16 protein-coding genes are annotated in these 19,811 nt (G+C 60.0%); 11 read left to right on the plus strand and 5 right to left on the minus strand.

What is annotated here, in order from left to right; translation table 11 throughout:
* Positions 1-268 precede the first annotated feature (268 nt).
* Both N7578_RS08380 and N7578_RS08385 read right to left on the minus strand, forming a co-directional pair.
* Positions 269-2,557 carry an NADP-dependent malic enzyme gene (locus N7578_RS08380; RefSeq protein ID WP_311109813.1) on the minus strand — a complete coding sequence of 763 codons (2,289 nt, stop codon included), beginning with the start codon at positions 2,555-2,557 and terminating at the stop codon, positions 269-271.
* A 152-nt stretch (positions 2,558-2,709) separates the two neighbouring features.
* On the minus strand, positions 2,710-3,594 hold the full coding sequence (locus tag N7578_RS08385; RefSeq protein ID WP_311109814.1) for a LysR family transcriptional regulator: 885 nt from the start codon (positions 3,592-3,594) through the stop codon (positions 2,710-2,712).
* Positions 3,595-3,990: 396 nt separating this feature from the next.
* Here N7578_RS08385 and N7578_RS08390 point away from each other — a divergent pair, with 396 nt between their 5' ends.
* The 11 genes from N7578_RS08390 to queE all read left to right on the plus strand — a co-directional run bounded on the left by N7578_RS08390 (position 3,991) and on the right by queE (position 16,724).
* Positions 3,991-6,420 (plus strand): glucose/quinate/shikimate family membrane-bound PQQ-dependent dehydrogenase, encoded by a 2,430-nt coding sequence (locus N7578_RS08390; protein ID WP_311109815.1) that lies wholly within the window; start codon positions 3,991-3,993, stop codon positions 6,418-6,420.
* 279 nt (positions 6,421-6,699) lie between these two features.
* Positions 6,700-8,130, plus strand: a complete 1,431-nt coding sequence (locus N7578_RS08395; RefSeq protein ID WP_311110091.1) for a mannose-1-phosphate guanylyltransferase/mannose-6-phosphate isomerase — start codon at positions 6,700-6,702, stop codon at positions 8,128-8,130.
* Positions 8,131-8,433: 303 nt separating this feature from the next.
* A complete protein-coding gene (locus N7578_RS08400; RefSeq protein ID WP_311109816.1) occupies positions 8,434-9,666 on the plus strand; it encodes an ABC transporter substrate-binding protein in 1,233 nt (410 codons plus the stop codon).
* A gap of 191 nt (positions 9,667-9,857) precedes the next feature.
* Entirely contained in the window at positions 9,858-10,760 is a 903-nt protein-coding gene (locus tag N7578_RS08405; RefSeq protein ID WP_311109817.1) for a sugar ABC transporter permease, read from the plus strand.
* Positions 10,753-11,694, plus strand: coding sequence for a carbohydrate ABC transporter permease (locus N7578_RS08410; RefSeq protein WP_311109818.1), 942 nt, complete (start codon positions 10,753-10,755; stop codon positions 11,692-11,694). Before N7578_RS08405 ends, N7578_RS08410 begins: the two co-directional genes overlap by 8 nt.
* A gap of 23 nt (positions 11,695-11,717) precedes the next feature.
* Positions 11,718-12,806 (plus strand): ABC transporter ATP-binding protein, encoded by a 1,089-nt coding sequence (locus tag N7578_RS08415; RefSeq protein ID WP_311110092.1) that lies wholly within the window; start codon positions 11,718-11,720, stop codon positions 12,804-12,806.
* Positions 12,807-12,862: 56 nt separating this feature from the next.
* Complete coding sequence (locus tag N7578_RS08420) at positions 12,863-13,627, plus strand: sugar phosphate isomerase/epimerase (protein WP_311109819.1); 765 nt, start codon at positions 12,863-12,865, stop codon at positions 13,625-13,627.
* Positions 13,628-13,652: 25 nt separating this feature from the next.
* Positions 13,653-14,786, plus strand: coding sequence for a Gfo/Idh/MocA family oxidoreductase (locus N7578_RS08425; protein WP_311109820.1), 1,134 nt, complete (start codon positions 13,653-13,655; stop codon positions 14,784-14,786).
* Positions 14,787-14,905: 119 nt separating this feature from the next.
* Positions 14,906-15,616: a 7-cyano-7-deazaguanine synthase QueC gene (gene queC, locus N7578_RS08430; RefSeq protein ID WP_311109821.1), complete on the plus strand. Its 711-nt coding sequence runs from the start codon at positions 14,906-14,908 to the stop codon at positions 15,614-15,616.
* Positions 15,616-15,972 carry a 6-carboxytetrahydropterin synthase QueD gene (gene queD / locus N7578_RS08435; RefSeq protein ID WP_311109822.1) on the plus strand — a complete coding sequence of 119 codons (357 nt, stop codon included), beginning with the start codon at positions 15,616-15,618 and terminating at the stop codon, positions 15,970-15,972. Before queC ends, queD begins: the two co-directional genes overlap by 1 nt.
* Positions 15,969-16,724 (plus strand): 7-carboxy-7-deazaguanine synthase QueE, encoded by a 756-nt coding sequence (gene queE, locus N7578_RS08440; protein WP_311109823.1) that lies wholly within the window; start codon positions 15,969-15,971, stop codon positions 16,722-16,724. The genes queD and queE overlap by 4 nt, the downstream gene beginning before the upstream one ends.
* 149 nt (positions 16,725-16,873) lie before the next feature.
* On the opposite strand, the gene N7578_RS08445 is transcribed toward queE, so the two are convergent.
* The 3 genes from N7578_RS08445 to N7578_RS08455 form a co-directional block, all read right to left on the minus strand.
* Positions 16,874-17,923, minus strand: coding sequence for a Gfo/Idh/MocA family oxidoreductase (locus N7578_RS08445; RefSeq protein ID WP_311109824.1), 1,050 nt, complete (start codon positions 17,921-17,923; stop codon positions 16,874-16,876).
* Positions 17,924-17,929: 6 nt separating this feature from the next.
* Positions 17,930-18,715: a ThuA domain-containing protein gene (locus tag N7578_RS08450; RefSeq protein ID WP_311109825.1), complete on the minus strand. Its 786-nt coding sequence runs from the start codon at positions 18,713-18,715 to the stop codon at positions 17,930-17,932.
* Positions 18,716-18,776: 61 nt separating this feature from the next.
* Complete coding sequence (locus tag N7578_RS08455; protein WP_311109826.1) at positions 18,777-19,805, minus strand: ABC transporter ATP-binding protein; 1,029 nt, start codon at positions 19,803-19,805, stop codon at positions 18,777-18,779.
* Positions 19,806-19,811: the final 6 nt, after the last annotated feature.

Genomic DNA, 19,811 nt, shown 5'->3' on the forward strand with positions numbered 1-19,811 from the left:
AATTGCGTTCCAATAAATTTTGCAGGTGGAAAAAATATCCTAATTTTTAAAAAATGTAGAATCTTGTTCTGCTGTGTGGCGATTAAAGCCGGTTCCGGGACGCGGAAAATATCCGCGGTATAAAACGGGCTTTGCAATCTGGCTCGGTCATCTTCGCCCTTGGGGCGAGGATACATGGTGCGCCGCCGATTATGAATCCTCGGGTCTAGCCCGAGGATGACGTGGAGAGTGGGGGCGTTCGTTTTTTTCAAACGCCCCCAATCATTGTTTATCGTCCGGCGTTGTAGGCCGCGATTGCCGCCATGTTGACGATATCGCTGTCCTTGGCGCCCATCGCGGCTATCTGCACCGACTTGTCGAGGCCGACGAGAAGCGGGCCGATGACGGTTGCGCCGCCGAGTTCCTGCAGCATCTTGGTCGAGATCGAAGCGGAGTGGATTGCGGGCATGACCAGCACGTTGGCGGCACCGGACAGGCGTGCGAACGGATACTGGCTCTGCATGCGATGGTGGTTCAGCGCCACGTCAGCGGACATTTCGCCATCGACCTCGAAGTTGACGTTGCGCTTGTCGAGGATCTTCACCGCCTCGCGCACCTTGTCGGACCTCTCGCCGACCGGCTGGCCGAAGGTGGAATAGGCAAGCATCGCCACGCGCGGCTCGTAACCGAAACGGCGGGCAAGACCGGCTGCTTCCTCGGCGATATCGGCAAGGTCTTCGGCGTTCGGCATGTCGTGCACGGCGGTATCGGCCACGAAGACCGTACGGTTGCGCGACACGACAAGCGATACGCCGATGACGCGGTGGCCGGGCTTGGTGTTGATGCAGCGGCGGATGTCCTCAAGCGCGGTCGAGTAGTTGCGGGTAACACCCGTGACCACGGCATCCGCGTCACCCATCGCCACCATGCAGGCGGCGAAATGGTTGCGGTCGTTGTGGATCAGGCGCTGAACGTCACGCAGCAGGAAGCCGGTGCGCTGCAGGCGGGCGTAGAGGTAATCGATATAGGCATCGACGCGGGTGGAGAGACGGGCGTTGGTGATCTCGATATTGGGACGGTCGAGATCGATACCCGCCTTTTCGGCGTTGGCGCGGATGATGTCGTCGCGGCCGAGAAGGATGGCGGTGCCAAGCCCCTGAGCGGTAAACGAGATCGCGGCGCGCATGACCTGCTCTTCCTCGGCTTCCGCAAAGACGACGCGCTTCGGCGACCGGCGAACACGCTCGTAAAGGCGCTGTGTGGTGGATGCCATCGGATCGCGGCGGGCCGAAAGTTCACGCGCATAGGCGTCGAGATCCGGCAGTTCGCGGCGGGCGACGCCGGTTTCGATAGCTGCTTTTGCGACGGCTACCGGAATGGCCGAGATCAGACGCGGATCGAAGGGAACGGGAATGATGTACTGCGAGCCGAAGCGCGGCCGGTTGCCCTGATAGGCGGCAGCCACGTCATCCGGTACGTCCTCACGCGCCAGATCGGCCAGCGCCTGTGCGGCGGCGATCTTCATGGCATCGTTGATCTGGCTGGCGCGGACATCGAGCGCGCCCCGGAAAATGTAAGGGAAGCCGAGAACATTGTTGACCTGGTTCGGGTAGTCCGAGCGGCCGGTCGCCATGATGGCGTCGTCGCGGATGCGGGCGACTTCTTCGGGCGTGATTTCCGGGTCAGGGTTGGCCATGGCGAAGATGATCGGCTTCGGCGCCATGGATCGGATCATCTCTTCGGTGAAGGCGCCCTTCTGGGAAAGGCCGAACACCACGTCCGCACCCTTCATGGCTTCCGCCAGCGTGCGGTTTTCGGTCTTGACGGCGTGGGCGGACTTCCACTGGTTCATCCCTTCGGTGCGGCCCTGATAGATGACGCCCTTGGTATCGCAGAGCGTGATGTTTTCCGGGTTGAAGCCCATCGCCTTGATGAGGTCCATACAGGCGATGGCCGCCGCTCCCGCACCGTTGCAGACAAGCTTTGTCGTCTTGAAATCGCGGCCTGTCAGTTCGATGGCATTGATGAGGCCAGCGGCGGCGATGATGGCGGTGCCATGCTGGTCGTCATGAAAAACGGGTATGTCCATCAACTCGCGCAGGCGGCTTTCGATGATGAAACATTCCGGCGCCTTGATGTCCTCGAGGTTGATGCCGCCGAAAGACGGGCCGAGGTAACGCACGCAGTTGATGAATTCGTCGGCGTCTTCGGTATCGACCTCGAGGTCGATGGAGTCGACATCGGCGAAGCGCTTGAACAGGACCGACTTGCCTTCCATCACCGGCTTGGAGGCCAGTGCGCCGAGGTTGCCGAGGCCAAGGATGGCCGTGCCGTTGGAAATGACGGCGACCATGTTGCCGCGGGTCGTGTAGTCGTAGGCTGTTGCCGGGTTTTCGGCGATTGCCTTCACCGGCACGGCAACGCCCGGCGAGTAGGCCAGCGACAGATCGCGCTGGGTCGCCATCGGCTTTGTCGGGGTGATTTCCAGTTTGCCCGGCCGGCCGATCGCATGGAAATCCAGTGCTTCCTGATCGGTGACCGAGGTTCTGTTGCTTGCTGGTTTCGTCGTGTCGGACATAAGGGGCTTGCTTCCTGTCAATCGTTTAAAGGCCCGCAGTGTTATTTTATTTTTCGCGCACCTGCCAAGCTTTGAATGTTGTTCAGTGCAGCAAAAGTGCTGCGTGCGAATTTACCGTGCGATTCAATCGATTAAGTCAGGGAAACGCGAAATCACATTTCCCGCGCCATAGCCAGAAATGACTGGACGAACCCGGCCGGAACGCCGCGCCGGACAAGAATGGCGCTTTCCGAGAAGGCTTCCTCATGACTGAGTGGCACCCCGGTCAGGCCCCTTGTGGAGCGCACGGTTTTTTCCGGCAGGATAGAGATGCCGACACCGGCCTCGACAAGCGCGAGGATGGTGTTCACGTTGGCGATGCGTATGCCGATCCTGGCTTCCAGTCCCCTGTCTTCGAAAAGCTGGAGCGCGCTATGGCTCAGCCCCACCCCGATCTCATCGACCGGCAGCAGAAGATTTTCGTGCGCGATGTCATCGATCGATACCGTCCGGCGGGCTGCAAGCGCGTGTCGCTCGTTCAAGGCGACGCACAGCTGCGACCTGTCGAAGGGCAGCGCCCGCAGGCTCTGCGGCAGCTGTGGCAACGGTGCGCGGACAAAAGCGATATCCGTCTCACGCGAGGCGACCTGCTCGATGATCTGCGCCATGGTAGTGCCCGGCAACAGTTCCAGCCTGACTTCTCCGTGGGCGGCGATGTATCTGGCGACAAGCGCGGGCAGCTTCTGGTCGGCCATGACGCTGGTGCCGAAGCCGACGCGCAGAATGCCGAATTCGCCACGCCGGATCTGATCGGCCTTTTCCTGCGCCTCTCTGGTTCGGTTGAGGATTTCCTCCGCCTCCACCAGCATGGCTTCGCCCGCTGGCGTCAGCTCCACGCCCCGGTTGATCCTTCTGAAAAGGCTGAAGCCCAGAATCTTCTCAAGTTGCCTGACCCGCTGCGTGACGGCGGGTTGGGCGATGCCGAGCTGCGAAGCGGCGGCGCGAAAGTTTTTCATGCGGGCGGCTTCCACGAAAATCGTGAGTAGGCGCGTGTCCATCTGCCGAAAATCCTATGTATTTCCAAATGTCGTGATATAAGTATACATTATCAAAACGGATGTTGCGGCGCATTGTCATGGTGTCGCGTGCGACGTTATACCGCGACCAGGGTTTCGACCGCGCCACTGCTCCTTTTGGGATGCGTAAGGGGCCGAAGCCGGGGGGATTTGTTCTGGCGCTTGCTGTTGTCCATTCGGGCGGCGGCGAGATTTTGCGTTGAATGGTCACCATGAGATTCATGACGGAATTCCTCCCACCCCCATGTCTTCGTTCAGCATCGCCGCTTCCATGCGGTCCTCCTCCTTTGAGCGGAGCGGACTGTCCCGGTCGTGCCGGGCATTGAACGATCATTGGCGCGCCTTTCATGGCCGCTCTCTTAACCGGACGTAAAATCAATGAGCCATCCAACAGTCTCCACGTCACTTCCAGCCAGGTTATGGCTGTTTGTGCTCGGGGCCGTCATTCTTCTGGCGGGCCTGTTCTTCGCCATCGGTGGCGGCAAGCTCGCCGCACTCGGCGGTAGCCTCTATTTCGTGACCGCAGGCATTGCCCTCGTCGTTTCCGGCCTGCTGGTCATCCTGCGCAAACCCGCGGGCGCGCTGCTCTTCGGGCTGGTCGTCATCTTCACCGCCATCTGGGCCGTGTGGGATGCGGGCCTTGAATTCTGGCCGCTGATCTCGCGTCTCCTGGCAATTGGCGTCGGCGCAACCGTGGTGGCGCTTTCCTATCCGTTGCTGCGCCGTGCGGTTGGCAAGACGCCTGCCTATGTGCCATCCTTCGCGCTTGCCGCAGTGCTGGCGATTGCCTCTGCCGCTGGTTTTGCCGGCATGTTCGTGCCGCATCCGACCGTTGCCTTTAACGGCACGCCGGCCGCGCTGACGCCGGTTGATCCCGCAACGGAGCAGAAGAACTGGGAGCATTACGGCAACACAACAGGCGGCTCGCGTTTCGCCGCGCTCGACCAGATCACCCGCGACAACGTCAAGGATCTTCAGGTCGCCTGGACCTATCGGACCGGCGATACGCCGATCAGCCCCGGCGGCGGCGGCGCGGAAGACCAGCTGACCCCGCTGCAGGTCGGCGAAAAGGTGTTCCTGTGCACCCCGCATAACAACGTCATCGCCATCGATGCCGACACGGGCAAGGAACTGTGGAAGAACGAGATCAACGCGAAATCCTCTGTCTGGATGCGTTGCCGCGGTCTGGCCTATTTCGATGCGACCCGTCCGGTCGAACAGCCCACCGCTCCGGGGTCGACCCCGGTCACCGCGGTTTCCGTCGCGCCGGGCGCGCTTTGCGAACGCCGCATCCTGATGAACACGATCACGGCCGAGCTCATCGCCCTCGACGCCGATACGGGCGCATTCTGCCCCGATTTCGGCACCAATGGCCGCGTCGATCTGAAGGTTGGTCTTGGCGAAGCCGCCGATCCGAGCTACGTGCTGACCTCGGCGCCGACGCTTGCCGGCACCACCGTCGTCGTCGGCGGCCGTATTGCCGACAACGTTCAGGTCGACATGCCCGGTGGCGTCATGCGCGGGTTCGACGTGATCACCGGCGAACTGCGCTGGGCTTTCGATCCGGGCAACCCGGAAATCACCAAGCTGCCGCCGGAAGGCCAGACCTACACCCGCTCGACACCGAACGTGTGGGCTGCCATGTCGTATGACCCGGTCTCCAACACGGTGTTCCTGCCGGTCGGCAGCCCTTCGGTCGATCTTTATGGCGCAACCCGCACCGAACTCGACCACAAATATGGCGCGTCCATGCTGGCGCTCGACGGCACGACGGGCCGCGAAAAATGGGTCTACCAGACGGTCCACAACGATCTCTGGGACTTCGACACACCGATGCAGCCGTCCTTCTTCGATTTCAAGAAGGCCGATGGCTCCGCGGTTCCGGCGCTCACCTTCGGCACCAAGGCCGGCCAGATCTGGGTGCTTGATCGCGCCACCGGCCAGCCGCTGACGGAAGTTGCCGACGTTCCGGTCAAACCGGGCAAGATCCCGAACGAGCCTTATGCGCCGACGCAGAAGCTGTCGGTCGGCATGCCGCAGATCGGTGCACAGACGCTGGTCGAAAGCGACATGTGGGGTGCCACGCCGTTCGATCAGCTGTTGTGCCGCATCGCCTTCAAGGGCATGCGTTATGACGGCGTCTACACGGTTCCGGGTCTCGATCTGGCGCTCAACTTTCCGGGCTCGCTCGGCGGCATGAACTGGGGCGGCTTCTCCACCGACCCGACGACGAACACGATCTTCGTCAACGACATGCGTCTCGGCCTTTGGATCCAGATGGCGGAAGCCGCACCGACCACCGCCGTCAACAGCGGCTCCGAAGCGGTCAACACCGTCATGGGCGTCGTGCCGATGAAGGGTACGCCCTATGCGGTCAACAAGAACCGCTTCCTGTCGGCGCTCGGTATCCCCTGCCAGGAACCGCCTTACGGCACGCTGACGGCGATCGACATGAACACGCAGCAGATCAAGTGGCAGGTTCCGCTCGGTACGGTGGAAGACACCGGCCCGATGGGCATCAAGATGGGCCTGCCCATTCCGATCGGCATGCCGACCATCGGCGGCTCGCTCGCCACCCAGGGCGGCCTGGTGTTCTTCGCTGCCACCCAGGACTATTACCTGCGTGCGTTTGACTCGGCGACCGGCAAGGAAGTCTGGAAGGCTCGCATGCCGGTTGGCAGCCAAGGTACTCCGATGACCTACAAGTCGCCGAAGACCGGCAAGCAGTATGTCGTGATTTCGGCGGGTGGCGCACGTCAGTCTCCCGACCGCGGCGACTACGTGATCGCCTACGCACTGCCGAACTGATTGCCACGCGATCAACGCTGAACGGACCCCGGGCCATCGGCCCGGGGTTTTTCTTTGCTTTGTCGAACGGCGAAGGATGGAACCGTGGGGCTTGTCCTGCGTTGGCAAAACGGGCAGGCAGACAATCGGGATGCGCCACTGCTTTTCACCGTGCTTTCACCAGACGCAATTATGCAAGCTGCGCTTGGTTGTCCGTGAACGGATGATGGCGTCATGACAGAATTTGTATATTCTCCGGCCCGCCGGGACATCGGTATTGGCATTCGGAAAGGTAAAGTTGTGACATCACAGGTACGAAAGATCACCCCCGTTCTTCTAGCAGGGGGGGCCGGATCGCGGCTCTGGCCGGTGTCACGCGACCAGTTGCCAAAGCAGTTCCAGCCGCTTGTCGGCGATCTTTCCACATACCAGCAGACATTGCAGCGCGTGTCCGACCCCGCACTTTATGACGGTCCTCTGGTTGTGACCAACGAGGATTTCCGCTTCTTCGCCCGCCGTCAGGCGGAAGAGATCGGCCTTTCCGCGACGGTGGTTCTGGAGCCTGCGCGCCGTGACAGCGCCGCCGCCATGGCCGCAGCCGCGGTCCTCGCCGAACGCCGCGAGCCGGGTTCGCTGGTACTGGCGCTTGCCGCCGACCACGTCGTTCTGGACGCCGACAAGTTCTCCGACGCCGTGACGCTGGGGGCGAAGGCTGCCGATCAGGGCTCCATCGTCGTGTTCGGTCTGGTGCCGACCGAGCCGCGCACTTCCTACGGCTACATCAAGCCTGGCGAGGCAATCGATGGCGAGAAGGATCTGAGCGCCGTCGAGGCTTTCGTCGAAAAGCCGGACATTAAGACCGCCATCTCGTATCTGGAGAAGGGTTATCTGTGGAATTCCGGTAACTTCCTGTTCCGCTCCGATGTGATGATAGCCGAGCTGAAGGCTTATGCGCCGGAAATCCTTGCCGCCGTCACAAAGGCCGTAGAGCAGCACGAAAGCGACCTCGGCTTCGTGCGTCTGCATCAGGAGAGCTTCGAGGCATCGCCGAAGAATTCCATCGATTATGCGGTGATCGAGAAAACGAAGCGCATGGCGGTCGTGCATGGCCATTTCCGCTGGTCGGATATCGGCAGCTGGGATGCTATCTGGGAGATCGCCGAGAAGCGCGACAATGACAACGCTGTGGAAGGCGATGGTGTGTTCATCGATTCCGAAGGGTGCCTCATCCATTCCACCAGCCTGCTGACGACGGTGGTGGGTGCCAAGGATCTCGTAGTGGTGGCAACCAAGGACGCGGTTCTGGTGGTGCCGAAAAACAAGGTGCAGTCCGTGAAGGGGCTGGTGGAAACGCTCAAGGAGAGCGGTCACGCACCGCAGACCGAAACTCACAAGCGTGTTCATCGCCCGTGGGGGTCGCTGGAGCACATGGATGTCGGCCAGCGTTACCGCGTCGGGCATATCAAGGTTGAGCCCGGCCATCGCATCTCGTTCCAGAAGCACTATCATCGATCAGAGCACTGGATCGTGGTGAAGGGCACCGCCACGGTGACGATTGGCGACGAGACGAAGCTGCTCACCGAAAACCAGTCGGTTTACATTCCCATCGGCCAGCCACATCGTCTGGCCAACGAGGGGCAGATCCCGCTGGAACTGATCGAAATCCAAACTGGTGCCTATATCGGCGAAGACGATGTGATCCGCATCGAGGACGATTACAGACGGCCCTGAGGCTTACACAGGGCAGGCCCGCCGGCCTGGTTTGCCCTGTTCCTCGCCTTCGTCATCCCTGGTCTGCGGATCGGGGTTGACAGGAAACGTGACGGCGTATCGAGCAGACGTTTTGCGCATGTCCAAGCGGGGTTTTTTCGGCGTTTGAGCCGATCACCATCATTTTCTCCAGTGAAAATCACGTTTTTTCAACGGCTTAATACGTCTTTTTCGGCTGTTGGGAGATTCGTGTTTTAGGCGGTTGCACATTCAAAATTCTTCGCATAGGCTCCAACTGCAACGTTTCAGTGAGGGAGGAGACTCATGCGCATGCGTGCAATTTCTATGGCTTTCGCGGCCAGTGTAATGATTCCGGCTGGTCTGGCCGGGGCGACCGATCTTGAGGTGACGCATTGGTGGACGTCGGGTGGGGAGGCTGCCGCCGTCGCCGAGCTTGCCAAGGCTTTCGACGGTACGGGTAACAAATGGGTGGATGGTGCCATCGCAGGTTCGGGTGGTACGGCGCGACCGATCATGATCAGCCGCATCACCGGTGGCGATCCTATGGCGGCGACGCAGTTCAACCATGGCCGTCAGGCCGAGGAACTGGTACAGGCTGGCCTGATGCGCGACCTGACCGATGTTGCGGAAAAGGGCAAGTGGAAAGACGTCATCAAGCCCGCAAGCCTGCTCAATAGCTGCACCATTGATGGCAAGATCTATTGCGCGCCGGTGAATATCCATTCCTGGCAGTGGCTTTGGCTTTCCAATGAAGCTTTCAAGAAAGCCGGTGTCGAGGTTCCGAAGAGCTGGACGGAGTTCGTCGCAGCCGCACCCGCCCTGAAAAAAGCTGGCATCCAGCCGTTGGCGCTGGGCGGTCAGGCGTGGCAGGCGAACGGCCTGTTCGATACGCTGACGCTTTCGATCGGCGGCAAGGATCTCTACGAAAAGGTCTACAAGGACAAGGATGCCGAAACGGCGGCCGGTCCGGACATGGCGAAGATTTTCGCTGCGGCCGTTGCAGCGCGCGACATGGCCAAGGGTACCAACGTTCAGGACTGGAACCAGGCCACCAACATGGTCATCACCGCCAAGGCCGGTGGCCAGGTGATGGGCGACTGGGCGCAGGGTGAATTCCAGCTTGCCAACCAGAAGGCCGGAACGGATTACACCTGCCTTCCGGGTCTTGGGTTGAACGACTATCTGACGACCGGCGGCGACGCCTTCTATTTCCCCGTTCTGAAGGACGAGGCGAAATCCAAGGCGCAGGACGTTCTGGCCGAGGTGATTGTCGATCCCAAAACGCAAGTTGCATTCAACCTGAAAAAAGGCTCGCTGCCGATCCGCGGTGACGTCGATCTGGCTGCCGCGAACGATTGCATGAAAAAAGGCCTTGAAATTCTGGCCAAGGATCATGCGCTCACAAGCGTCGATCAGCTGATTTCTGCCGATACGCAGAAGCAGAAAGAAGACCTCATGGCGGAATTCTTTGCGGGTTCGATGAGCGGTGAGGACGCGCAGAAGCGCTTCGCGGACATCATCGGCTCGGCGGACTGATCGCTAACCTCCCGGCTGGGAGTGTTTCGCACTTCCCCGTCTGAGAAGACATTACGACACGTAGTGGTTCAAAACTGGCGTACACCTTCCCTCATTCCTGTGACAGCACAGGAATGAGGGAGTTCAAAGGCGCCGTGCGGAAACAATGCGTTTGGTAGTGATCTACTGCAACGTTTCAGGAGGAGAGTTATATGGCGGGTAAAGTGCATTCCGGCCGCCCCAACCAGCTTTTCCGCAATCTCAATTCGAAGATTGCGTCCATCCCGATGATCCTGACGGCCATCGTGATCTTTCTTGGCGGAACGATCTGGACCGTCGTCTATTCCTTCACCAACTCGAAACTGCTGCCGCGTGCGACCTTTATCGGCTTCGAACAATATGAGCGTCTGTGGGCCGCGCCGCGCTGGATCGTGTCGATCCAGAACCTAGCCATTTACGGCATTCTCTCGTTGATCTTCAGTCTGGTGATCGGCTTCCTGCTGGCGGCGCTGATGGATCAGAAGATCCGTTTCGAAAACACTTTCCGCACCATCTTCCTCTATCCCTTCGCGCTGTCGTTCATCGTCACCGGTCTGGTGTGGCAATGGCTGTTGAACCCGGAGTTCGGCATCCAGTCCGTGGTGCGTTCGATGGGGTGGGAAAGTTTCACCTTCGACCCCCTCTACAATCCACAGATCGTTATCTACGGCATCCTGATCGCCGCACTCTGGCAGGGGACGGGGCTTGTCATGTGCCTGATGCTGGCGGGGCTTCGCGGCATCGATGAAGACATCTGGAAGGCATCTCGGGTCGACGGCATTCCGATGTGGAAGACCTATATCCTGATCATTATTCCAATGATGCGGCCGGTTTTCATCACGACGCTGGTCATCATCGCCAGCGGCATCGTCAAGGTCTATGACCTCGTTGTGGCGCAGACCAGCGGCGGTCCCGGCATCGCCTCCGAAGTCCCGGCGAAATACGTCTATGACTACATGTTCCAGGCGCAGAACCTGGGGCAGGGCTTCGCCGCCTCGACCATGATGCTTCTCACCGTCGCCATCATCATCATTCCATGGGCCTACCTCGAATTCGGAGGCAAGAAGCGTGGCTAACATCAGCACACTGAATACGGTCGTCGCCGGTGCCGATCCTGTCGCCAAAGACCTATCCGGCCCGCGCGGCCAAAAACCGAGAAAGACGCTCTCGCGGCGTAACATCATTCTCTACGGTACGCTCATCGTCGCTGCCGCCTATTACCTGCTGCCGCTTTACGTGATGGTCGTGACCTCGCTGAAGGGCATGCCGGAAATCCGTCTCGGAAACATCTTCGCCCCCCCGGTGGAAATAACCTTCGAGCCATGGGTGAAAGCATGGGCGAACGCCTGCACGGGCCTGAACTGCGACGGGCTTTCGCGCGGTTTCTGGAATTCCGTGCGTATCCTCGTTCCATCGGTCATCGTCTCGATCATCATCGCGTCCGTCAGCGGTTATGCGATGGCGAACTGGAAGTTCAAGGGATCGGAACTGTTCTTCTCGATCCTCATCATCGGTGCTTTCATCCCCTATCAGGTGATGATCTACCCCATCGTCATCGTGCTGCGCGAAATGGGAGTCTATGGCACGCTGACGGGCCTCGTTATCGTCCATACCATCTTCGGCATGCCGATCCTGACGCTGCTGTTCCGCAACTACTTTGCCTCCCTGCCGGAAGAACTGTTCAAGGCGGCGCGCATCGACGGCGCGAATTTCTGGCAGATCTATTTCCGCATCATGCTGCCGATGTCTTTGCCGATCTTCGTGGTGGCGATGATCCTGCAGGTGACGGGTATCTGGAACGACTTCCTGTTCGGCGTCGTCTTTACCCGCCCCGAATATTACCCGATGACGGTGCAGCTCAATAACATCGTCAATTCCGTGCAGGGCGTGAAGGAATACAACGTCAACATGGCCGCCACGCTTCTGACCGGGGCCGTTCCGCTGATCGTCTATTTCGTCTCCGGCAGACTGTTTGTGCGCGGCATTGCCGCAGGTGCAGTAAAAGGTTGAGCTATATGAACAAAAACGTTTCCATCAACAAAAGCGTTTCCATTCGCGATCTTTCCCTGTCGTTCGGCGCAGTCACCGTGCTGAAAGATCTCAATCTCGACATTTACGACGGTGAGTTCCTCGTTCTGCTCGGCTCTTCCGGTTGCGGAAAATCGACATTGCTCAACTGCATTGCCGGCCTTCTGGAGCCGACCGACGGGCAGATTTTCATCAAGGACCGCAACGTCACCTGGGAGGAGCCGAAGGATCGCGGCATCGGCATGGTGTTTCAGTCCTACGCTCTTTATCCGCAGATGACGGTGGAGAAGAACCTGTCCTTCGGGCTTCAGGTCGCCAAGGTGCCGAAGGAAGAAATCGACCGGCGCGTCAGCCGCGCTGCGGAAATCCTGCAGATCGGCCCGCTCTTGAAGCGCAAGCCCGCAGAGCTTTCCGGTGGCCAGCGCCAGCGCGTCGCCATCGGACGCGCACTGGTGCGCGACGTGGACGTGTTCCTTTTCGACGAGCCGCTCTCCAACCTCGACGCCAAGCTGCGTTCGGAACTGCGCGTCGAAATCAAGCGGCTGCACCAGTCGCTGAAAAACACGATGATCTACGTGACGCACGACCAGATCGAGGCGCTGACGCTTGCGGACCGTATCGCCATCATGAAAAGCGGCGTCATCCAGCAGCTTGCCGATCCGGTCACCATCTACAACAAGCCGCGAAACCTGTTCGTGGCGGGCTTTATCGGTTCGCCGTCGATGAACTTCCTGCGCGGTGAATTGGTGGAGAAGGACGGCAAAGTGGTGTTCATCACGAATGGTGTGAGCTTCTCTCTGGATGGTTATACGCCCGAACAGCCGCTTGCAGCCGGCCGCGCCGTGGTGCTTGGCGTGCGCCCCGAACATGTGCGCGTCGATGCCGATATCACCGGCGGGGAGGTGCACGATGCGGTGGTCGATATCGAGGAGCCGATGGGCGCCGACAACCTGATCTGGCTGAAACATGCCGGTCACACGCTATCGGTTCGCGTTGGCGGCCACAGGCGCTTTTCGCCCGGCACCAAGGTGCGGATTGCCTTCGACATGTCCATGGCCTCGCTGTTCGATGCGACAAGCGAAGACCGGCTCTGACGAACTAATTCATTTCCCCACACACATCCCAAGACGAATATCTCATGGAGGAGACTATGACAGAACTTGGCTTCCAGCTTTACAGCGCGCGGAACTTCCTGCCGTTTTCCAATATTTTCAAAAAGCTGTCGGCAGCCGGTTACAAACAGGTGGAAGGTTATGGCGCCATGTACGCCTCGCTGGATGAGGCAGGGCTGAAAGGGCTGCGTGACGAACTGGACGCGAACGGCCTCACGATGCCGACCGGCCATTTCGGCCTCGATCTTCTGGAAGGCGATCCGACGAAGGCGCTGAACATCGCCAAGGTTCTCGGTGTCGATGCGATCTATTGCCCTTATCTGATGCCGGACCAGCGTCCCTCGGATGCGGCAGGCTGGTTCGCATTCGGCAAGCGCTTGCAGGAAGCAGGCAAGCCGTTTGTGGATGCGGGCTTGACCTTCGGCTGGCATAACCACGACTTCGAGTTCAAGACACTCGATGACGGCTCGACGCCGCAGGAGCAGATCCTTGCCGGTGGACCGGACCTGAAATGGGAAGCGGACATCGCCTGGATCGTTCGCGGTGATGCCGATCCCTTCGCGTGGATCGAAAGTTACGGCAAACGTATCACCGCCGCTCACGTCAAGGATATTGCGCCGAAGGGTGAGAACACCGACGAAGACGGCTGGGCCGATGTAGGCCATGGCACGCTGGACTGGAAGGGGCTGGTCAACGCGCTGAAGACCAAAAGCGCCACGAAGAACTTCGTGGTCGAACACGACAACCCCAAGGACATCGACCGGCTGATTACCCGGTCCATCGCCTCTTTCAAAACCTATTGATGACCATTCTTTCGGAGTAATGACCATGGCCAGAGATCTTGGCGTCGGCATCATCGGATGCGGCAATATCTCCACCACCTATTTTTCGCTGGCACCGCTCTTCAAGGGGCTGAAGGTGTTGGCCTGCGCCGACCTCAACCGCAACGCTGCGGAGCTGAAAGCCGAGGAATATGGCGTGAAGGCGCAGTCCATCGAGGAACTTCTCGCCAATGACGAGATCGACGTGGTGGTGAACCTCACCATTCCCGCCGCGCATTTCTCCGTCTCGAAGGCGGCGCTGGAAGCGGGCAAGCACGTCTATTCGGAAAAGCCGCTGGTGCTCTCGCTGGAGGAAGGCGAGGAACTGCGGCGCATCGCCACCGAAAAGAAGCTGTCCGTCGGTTGCGCGCCGGATACCTTCCTTGGCGGCGCGCACCAGCTTGCGCGAAAATATATCGATGAAGGCAAGGTCGGCCGCATCACCTCCGGCACATGTCATGTGATGAGCCCCGGCATGGAGATGTGGCACCCGAACCCCGGCTTCTTCTTCCTCAAAGGCGGCGGGCCGATCCTAGACCTCGGCCCCTATTATATCGCCAACCTCATCAACCTGATCGGTCCGGTGAAGCGTGTCGGCGCGCTGACCTCCATGGCCAATCCGACCCGCACCGTGACCAGCCAGCCGCTTAACGGGCAGGTCATTCCGGTCGAGACGCCGACCAACATCCACGCTTTGCTGGAATTCGTGAACGGCGCGACGATCACGCTTTCGGCAAGCTGGGACGTGTGGTCGCATCGTCACGCGAACATGGAACTCTATGGCACCGAAGGTTCGATCTACGTGCCGGACCCGAATTTCTTCGGCGGTGTGGTCGAGGCGAGCGGTCGCGACAAGGATATCAAGCCGCTGGAGGACTGGGCGCATCCTTTCGGTGTTTCCAATCAGGAAAGCCCGAACGGTCCCCGCGCCAACTACCGCACGGCGGGTCTGGCCGATATGGCGCAGGCGCTGCTGGAGGGACGCGATGCGCGTTGCTCGCTGGATCGTTCGCTGCACGGTATCGATGTCATGACCTCGATCCTGAAATCCGGCGAAGAAGGTCGCTTCATCGAATTGACGACGACCTGCACGCAGCCAGCCGCACTCGGTGTCGAAGAAGCCAAAGCGCTGCTGCGCTGATACGAACGATAGCGGCAGAGAGAAATTTCCGCCGCTCTTCACAACGACGCGGCTTTGCGTTAAAAGCCGCGCCGTAATCCGGTCGCAGCCCACCCGGTCAAAACAAGGGATCCCAAATCATGAAGACCATCGTCATCTGCTCCGGCGGATTGGACTCCGTTTCGCTTGCACACAAAATCGCTGCGGAACACGAACTTATCGCTCTCGTTTCCTTCGATTATGGCCAGCGCCACAAGAAGGAACTGGATTTCGCCGCCGCCTGTGCCGTGCGTCTCGGCGTGCCGCATCACATCATCGATATCCGCGCCATCGGCGCGCATCTGACCGGCTCGGCCCTGACCGACGACGTGGATGTGCCGGACGGTCATTATGCGGAAGAAACCATGCGCTCGACGGTGGTGCCGAACCGCAACGCCATCATGCTGACCATCGCCTTCGGGCTGGCGGCGGCGCAGCAGGCCGATGCCGTGGCAATCGCCGTCCATGGCGGCGACCACTTCATCTACCCCGATTGCCGCCCCGGCTTCATCGACAGCTTCAACACCATGCAGGCCCATGCGCTGGAAGGTTACGCGAACGTTCAGCTGTTTGCGCCTTATGTCACCGTTTCCAAGGCGGCGATCGTCGTTGACGGCGCGAAATACGGCACTCCATTCGGCGACACCTGGTCCTGCTACAAGGGTGGCTTGCGGCACTGCGGCCGCTGCGGCACCTGCGTCGAGAGGCGCGAGGCGTTCCATCTGGCCGGTGTCACCGATCCGACCGACTATGAAGACCCGGATTTCTGGGTGGCCGCGACGCATGCCTATGCGGCGCAGGAGGTGCGCTGATGTTCCGTATCACCAAGGAGTTTCATTTTTCCGCCTCGCACCAGCTGAAAAGCCTACCCGCCGATCACCAGTGCGCCCGTCTGCATGGCCACAACTATGTGGTCGAGGTCGAACTTACCGGTGCCGAGCTGAACGAGCACGGTTTCGTTCGCGACTACCATGAGCTTTCGCCGCTAAAGCATTATATCGACGATCATTTCGACCATCGCCACCTGAACGACGTTCTCGGCCATGACCGGGTGACGGCAGAATGTCTCGCGCAGCATTTCTACGACTGGTGCAAGGCGCGTCTGCCGGAAACCAGCGCGGTGCGTGTGAGCGAGACGGCGAAGACCTGGGCGGAATACCGGCCATGACCCTGGCCGCTCCCAAAGCAGCGCCCAAGGAAACGACCATCCGCATCAGCGAAATCTTCGGCCCGACGATACAGGGCGAGGGGTTGCTGATCGGGTTGCCGACCGTGTTCGTGCGCACCGGCGGCTGCGACTATCGCTGTTCGTGGTGCGATACGCTGCATGCCGTCGATAGCGAGTATCGCGATACATGGCTGCCGATGTCCGTCGAGGCGGTTTGGCAAGAGGTGCGCAGGCTTTCCGGGAATGTTCCGCTGACGGTTTCGCTGTCGGGCGGAAATCCGGCCATCCAGCCGCTTGGCAACCTGATCGAAAGAGGCCATGCCGAGGGATATCGCTTTGCGCTCGAAACGCAGGGCAGCATCGGCAAGGACTGGTTCGGCGATCTCGATTATCTGGTCTTGAGCCCCAAGCCTCCATCGAGCGGCATGGAAACCGACTGGAAGGCGTTCGAGGACTGTCTGGCCGCGGCCGGCAATGGGCCGCAGGTGGCGCTGAAGATCGTAGTTTTTGATGATGCGGACTATGCCTATGCGAAACAGGCGTCGGCCCGTTTTCCGCATCTGCCGGTCTATCTCCAGCCCGGCAACCACACCCCACCACCGCCGGACGATGACGATGCACGCGTCGATATCGATGGCATCATGGATCGCATGGTGTGGCTGGTAGACAAGGTTTCCAACGACCGCTGGTTTGCCGCCCGCGTGTTGCCGCAGCTCCATGTTCTTTTGTGGGGAAACAAAAGAGGCGTGTGAGCAGCGGCCCGTATCTTCTCCCTGACGGTGAGGAGAAAGGCGCGCAGGATGAGGGGGCGGGAAGAGCGAAACAATTGCCGCTCGCCTCCTCATCCGACTTTTCGAAACATCGAGTGGCGACGTCGCTTGCGACGTCGCCACTTGTTTGATTATGCCGAAACTGCCAGTTCGCGGCGTTCGCGGTCTGCTACGATCGACAGGTCGAGAACCTTCTGCAAATTCGCAGCGTGACGGAAATCCGGGTCTGCCGGGCCGCCCTGCATCACCGCTCTGGCGAATTTTTCGTAGTTTGTCGGTACGCGGTCAACCTCGACGGTCGTCCACATCGCCTTCTCCACATCTTCGCCGAGGCAGGTGCGCAGGCTGGAATATTCCGGCGTGTGAATGACTTCCAGCGCGCCCTTGTCGCCATGAACGCGCAGGCGAAGCTCATTGAGGTGGCCGGTTGCCCAGCGGCTGGCATGGATGACACCCATGGCGCCGTTTTCAAGCTCGGCGGTCATGGTGAAGCTGTCATTGGCGTCGAGGTCGTAGACCCCGATCCTGTTGCCTTCGTATTTGTCGAAGGTTTTCAGCCGCGTGAAAATGCGTTCCACATCGCTGCCCGCGCCATAGGAGGCGAAATCGAGAATGTGAATGCCGACATCACCCAGTACGCCGTTGGAGCCATGCTTGGTGGAAAGCCGCCACAGCCACTTGCTCTCCGTCATCCAATCGCCCCATGCCTTGGAAACGAGCCAGCTCTGGAGATAGGATGCTTCGAGGTGACGAACCTTGCCGATCTTGCCCGCCAGTACCATGTCGCGTGCCGCCTGCAAGGGCGCCACATTGCGATAGGTGAGGTTGACCATGGCGACGAGGCCGGATTTCTCCGCCGCATCCGCCATTTCCGCCGCCTTGGCGTAGTTTTCCGCCAGTGGCTTTTCGCAGAAGACGTGCTTGCCCGCCGCTAGAAGCTTCAGGCTTGTCGGATGGTGGATGCTGTCCGGCGTAACGTTTGCCGCCGCATCGAACTCACCCCACGCAATCGCGTCATCCAGCGAGGTGAAGGTGTTTGCAATGTTGTGACGCGCCGCAAAGGCGCGCACGATCACGTCATCCACATCCACCGCCGCCACCAGTTCGACGCCGGGGATTTCCGAAAAATATGTGGCATGATTGTTGGCCATGCCGCCGGTTCCGAGAATAAGAAGTCTCATGGCTGATTACCTGTAACCTGCTTCGCCTGCTTTATGCAGTCTGGGGCCGCGTTCCTCGATAGGCTCCAGCGCCTTTTCGACGGGAACGTTGGGCGCGTCATGGATGCTTTTCAGGGCGCCGACCGGATTATAGGCCCATTTCACCGAATTGCTGATGACCTTCTGCACGTTGGCATCGTGGTATGTCGGGTAGGTTTCATGGCCGGGGCGGAAGTAGAAGATGTTGCCCGCGCCACGCCGCCATGTCAGGCCGGAACGGAACACCTCGCCGCCTTGGAACCACGAGATGAACACGGTTTCCAGAGGTTCCGGCACGGAGAACTGCTCGCCGTACATTTCCTCGTTTTCAAGCTCGAAATGCTCGGGAAGACCGGCCGCTATCGGGTGGCGCGGATTGATGGTCCAAAGACGTTCGCGCTCGCCAGCCTCACGCCATTTCAGCGCGCAGGGGGTGCCCATCAGCCGCTTGAACGGCTTTGAGAAGTGGCCGGAATGCAGGACGATGAGGCCCATGCCCTCCCAGACGCGTTTGGCGACGCGCTCGACGATCTCATCCTGAACCGCGCCGTGATCCTTGTGGCCCCACCAGACGAGAACGTCGGTGTTGTCGAGGCGGTCCTGCGAAAGACCGTGTTCCGGCTCCTGAAGGGTCGCCGTGGTGGCGCTGATGCCGTCCACCGTGTTCAGTGCATCGGCAATCGTGTTGTGCATGCCGTTCGGGTAGATCGAACGCACCGTCTCATTGATGTGTTCATGGATATTCTCGCCCCATACAACCGTGTTGATGGTCATTGTCATGCTCCTCGGTAAACGCCGAAATCTTGGGTGGTTCCGGCAAAAAGAAATGGATAGATCAGGCCGCGCCCCGGGCAGGGTTGCGGGCAATTGCCCGGCCTTCGACATCGAAACGGTGGATCTGTGCCGCATCCGGTACGATGACGATGCGCTCGCCGGTCTTGCGATTGGAAACGCCTTCCTCGCGCACCACGACAGGTTCATCCGCCCCGATCTCGACATAGATAAAGCTGTCGGACCCCAGCATTTCGGAATGTACGATCTCGCCGGACCAGCCGTTTTCGCCGCTGGAAATGGCGATATGCTCCGGGCGAATGCCGATGGTTTTAGCGCCTTCCGCCTCGGCATATCTGCCGGTGAGGAAGTTCATCTTCGGTGACCCGATGAACCCTGCGACGAAGGTGTTGACCGGCGTTTCATAGAGTTCGAGCGGTGTGCCGATCTGTTCGACGCGGCCGTCGCGCAGTACGCAGATGCGGTCCGCCAGCGTCATCGCTTCCACCTGATCGTGGGTGACGTAGATCATGGTGGTGCCGTGCATCGAGCGGTGCAGCTTGGCGATTTCCAGCCGGGTGGCTACACGCAGAGCGGCATCAAGGTTGGAGAGCGGCTCATCGAACAGGAACACCTTGGGATCGCGCACGATGGCGCGGCCGATGGCGACGCGCTGGCGCTGACCACCGGAAAGCTGCTTCGGCAAGCGTTCCAGATAGGGCGTCAGTTGCAGCATTTCGGCGGCTGCCTCGACCCGCTTGCGGCGCTGGTCTTTGTCTGCTCCGGCAAGCTTCATGCCGAAGGCCATGTTTTCGAACACTGTCATATGCGGATAGAGCGCATAGGACTGGAAGACCATGGCGACGCCACGTTTGGCAGGCGGCAGGCGGTTGACCGCCTCGCCATCGAATGACAGCGTGCCGCTGGAGATTTCCTCCAGCCCGCAGATGAGGCGCAGCAGCGTGGACTTGCCGCAGCCGGACGGGCCGACGAAGACCATGAATTCGCCGGAGCGGATATCCATGTCGATGCCCTTGATGACATCGAAGGCGCCGAAGGATTTACGAAGATCGCGCAGTTGGATTTTGGTCATTTGATT

Source organism: Agrobacterium tumefaciens, assembly GCF_031801495.1.
GTDB classification, from domain to species: domain Bacteria; phylum Pseudomonadota; class Alphaproteobacteria; order Rhizobiales; family Rhizobiaceae; genus Agrobacterium; species Agrobacterium tumefaciens_K.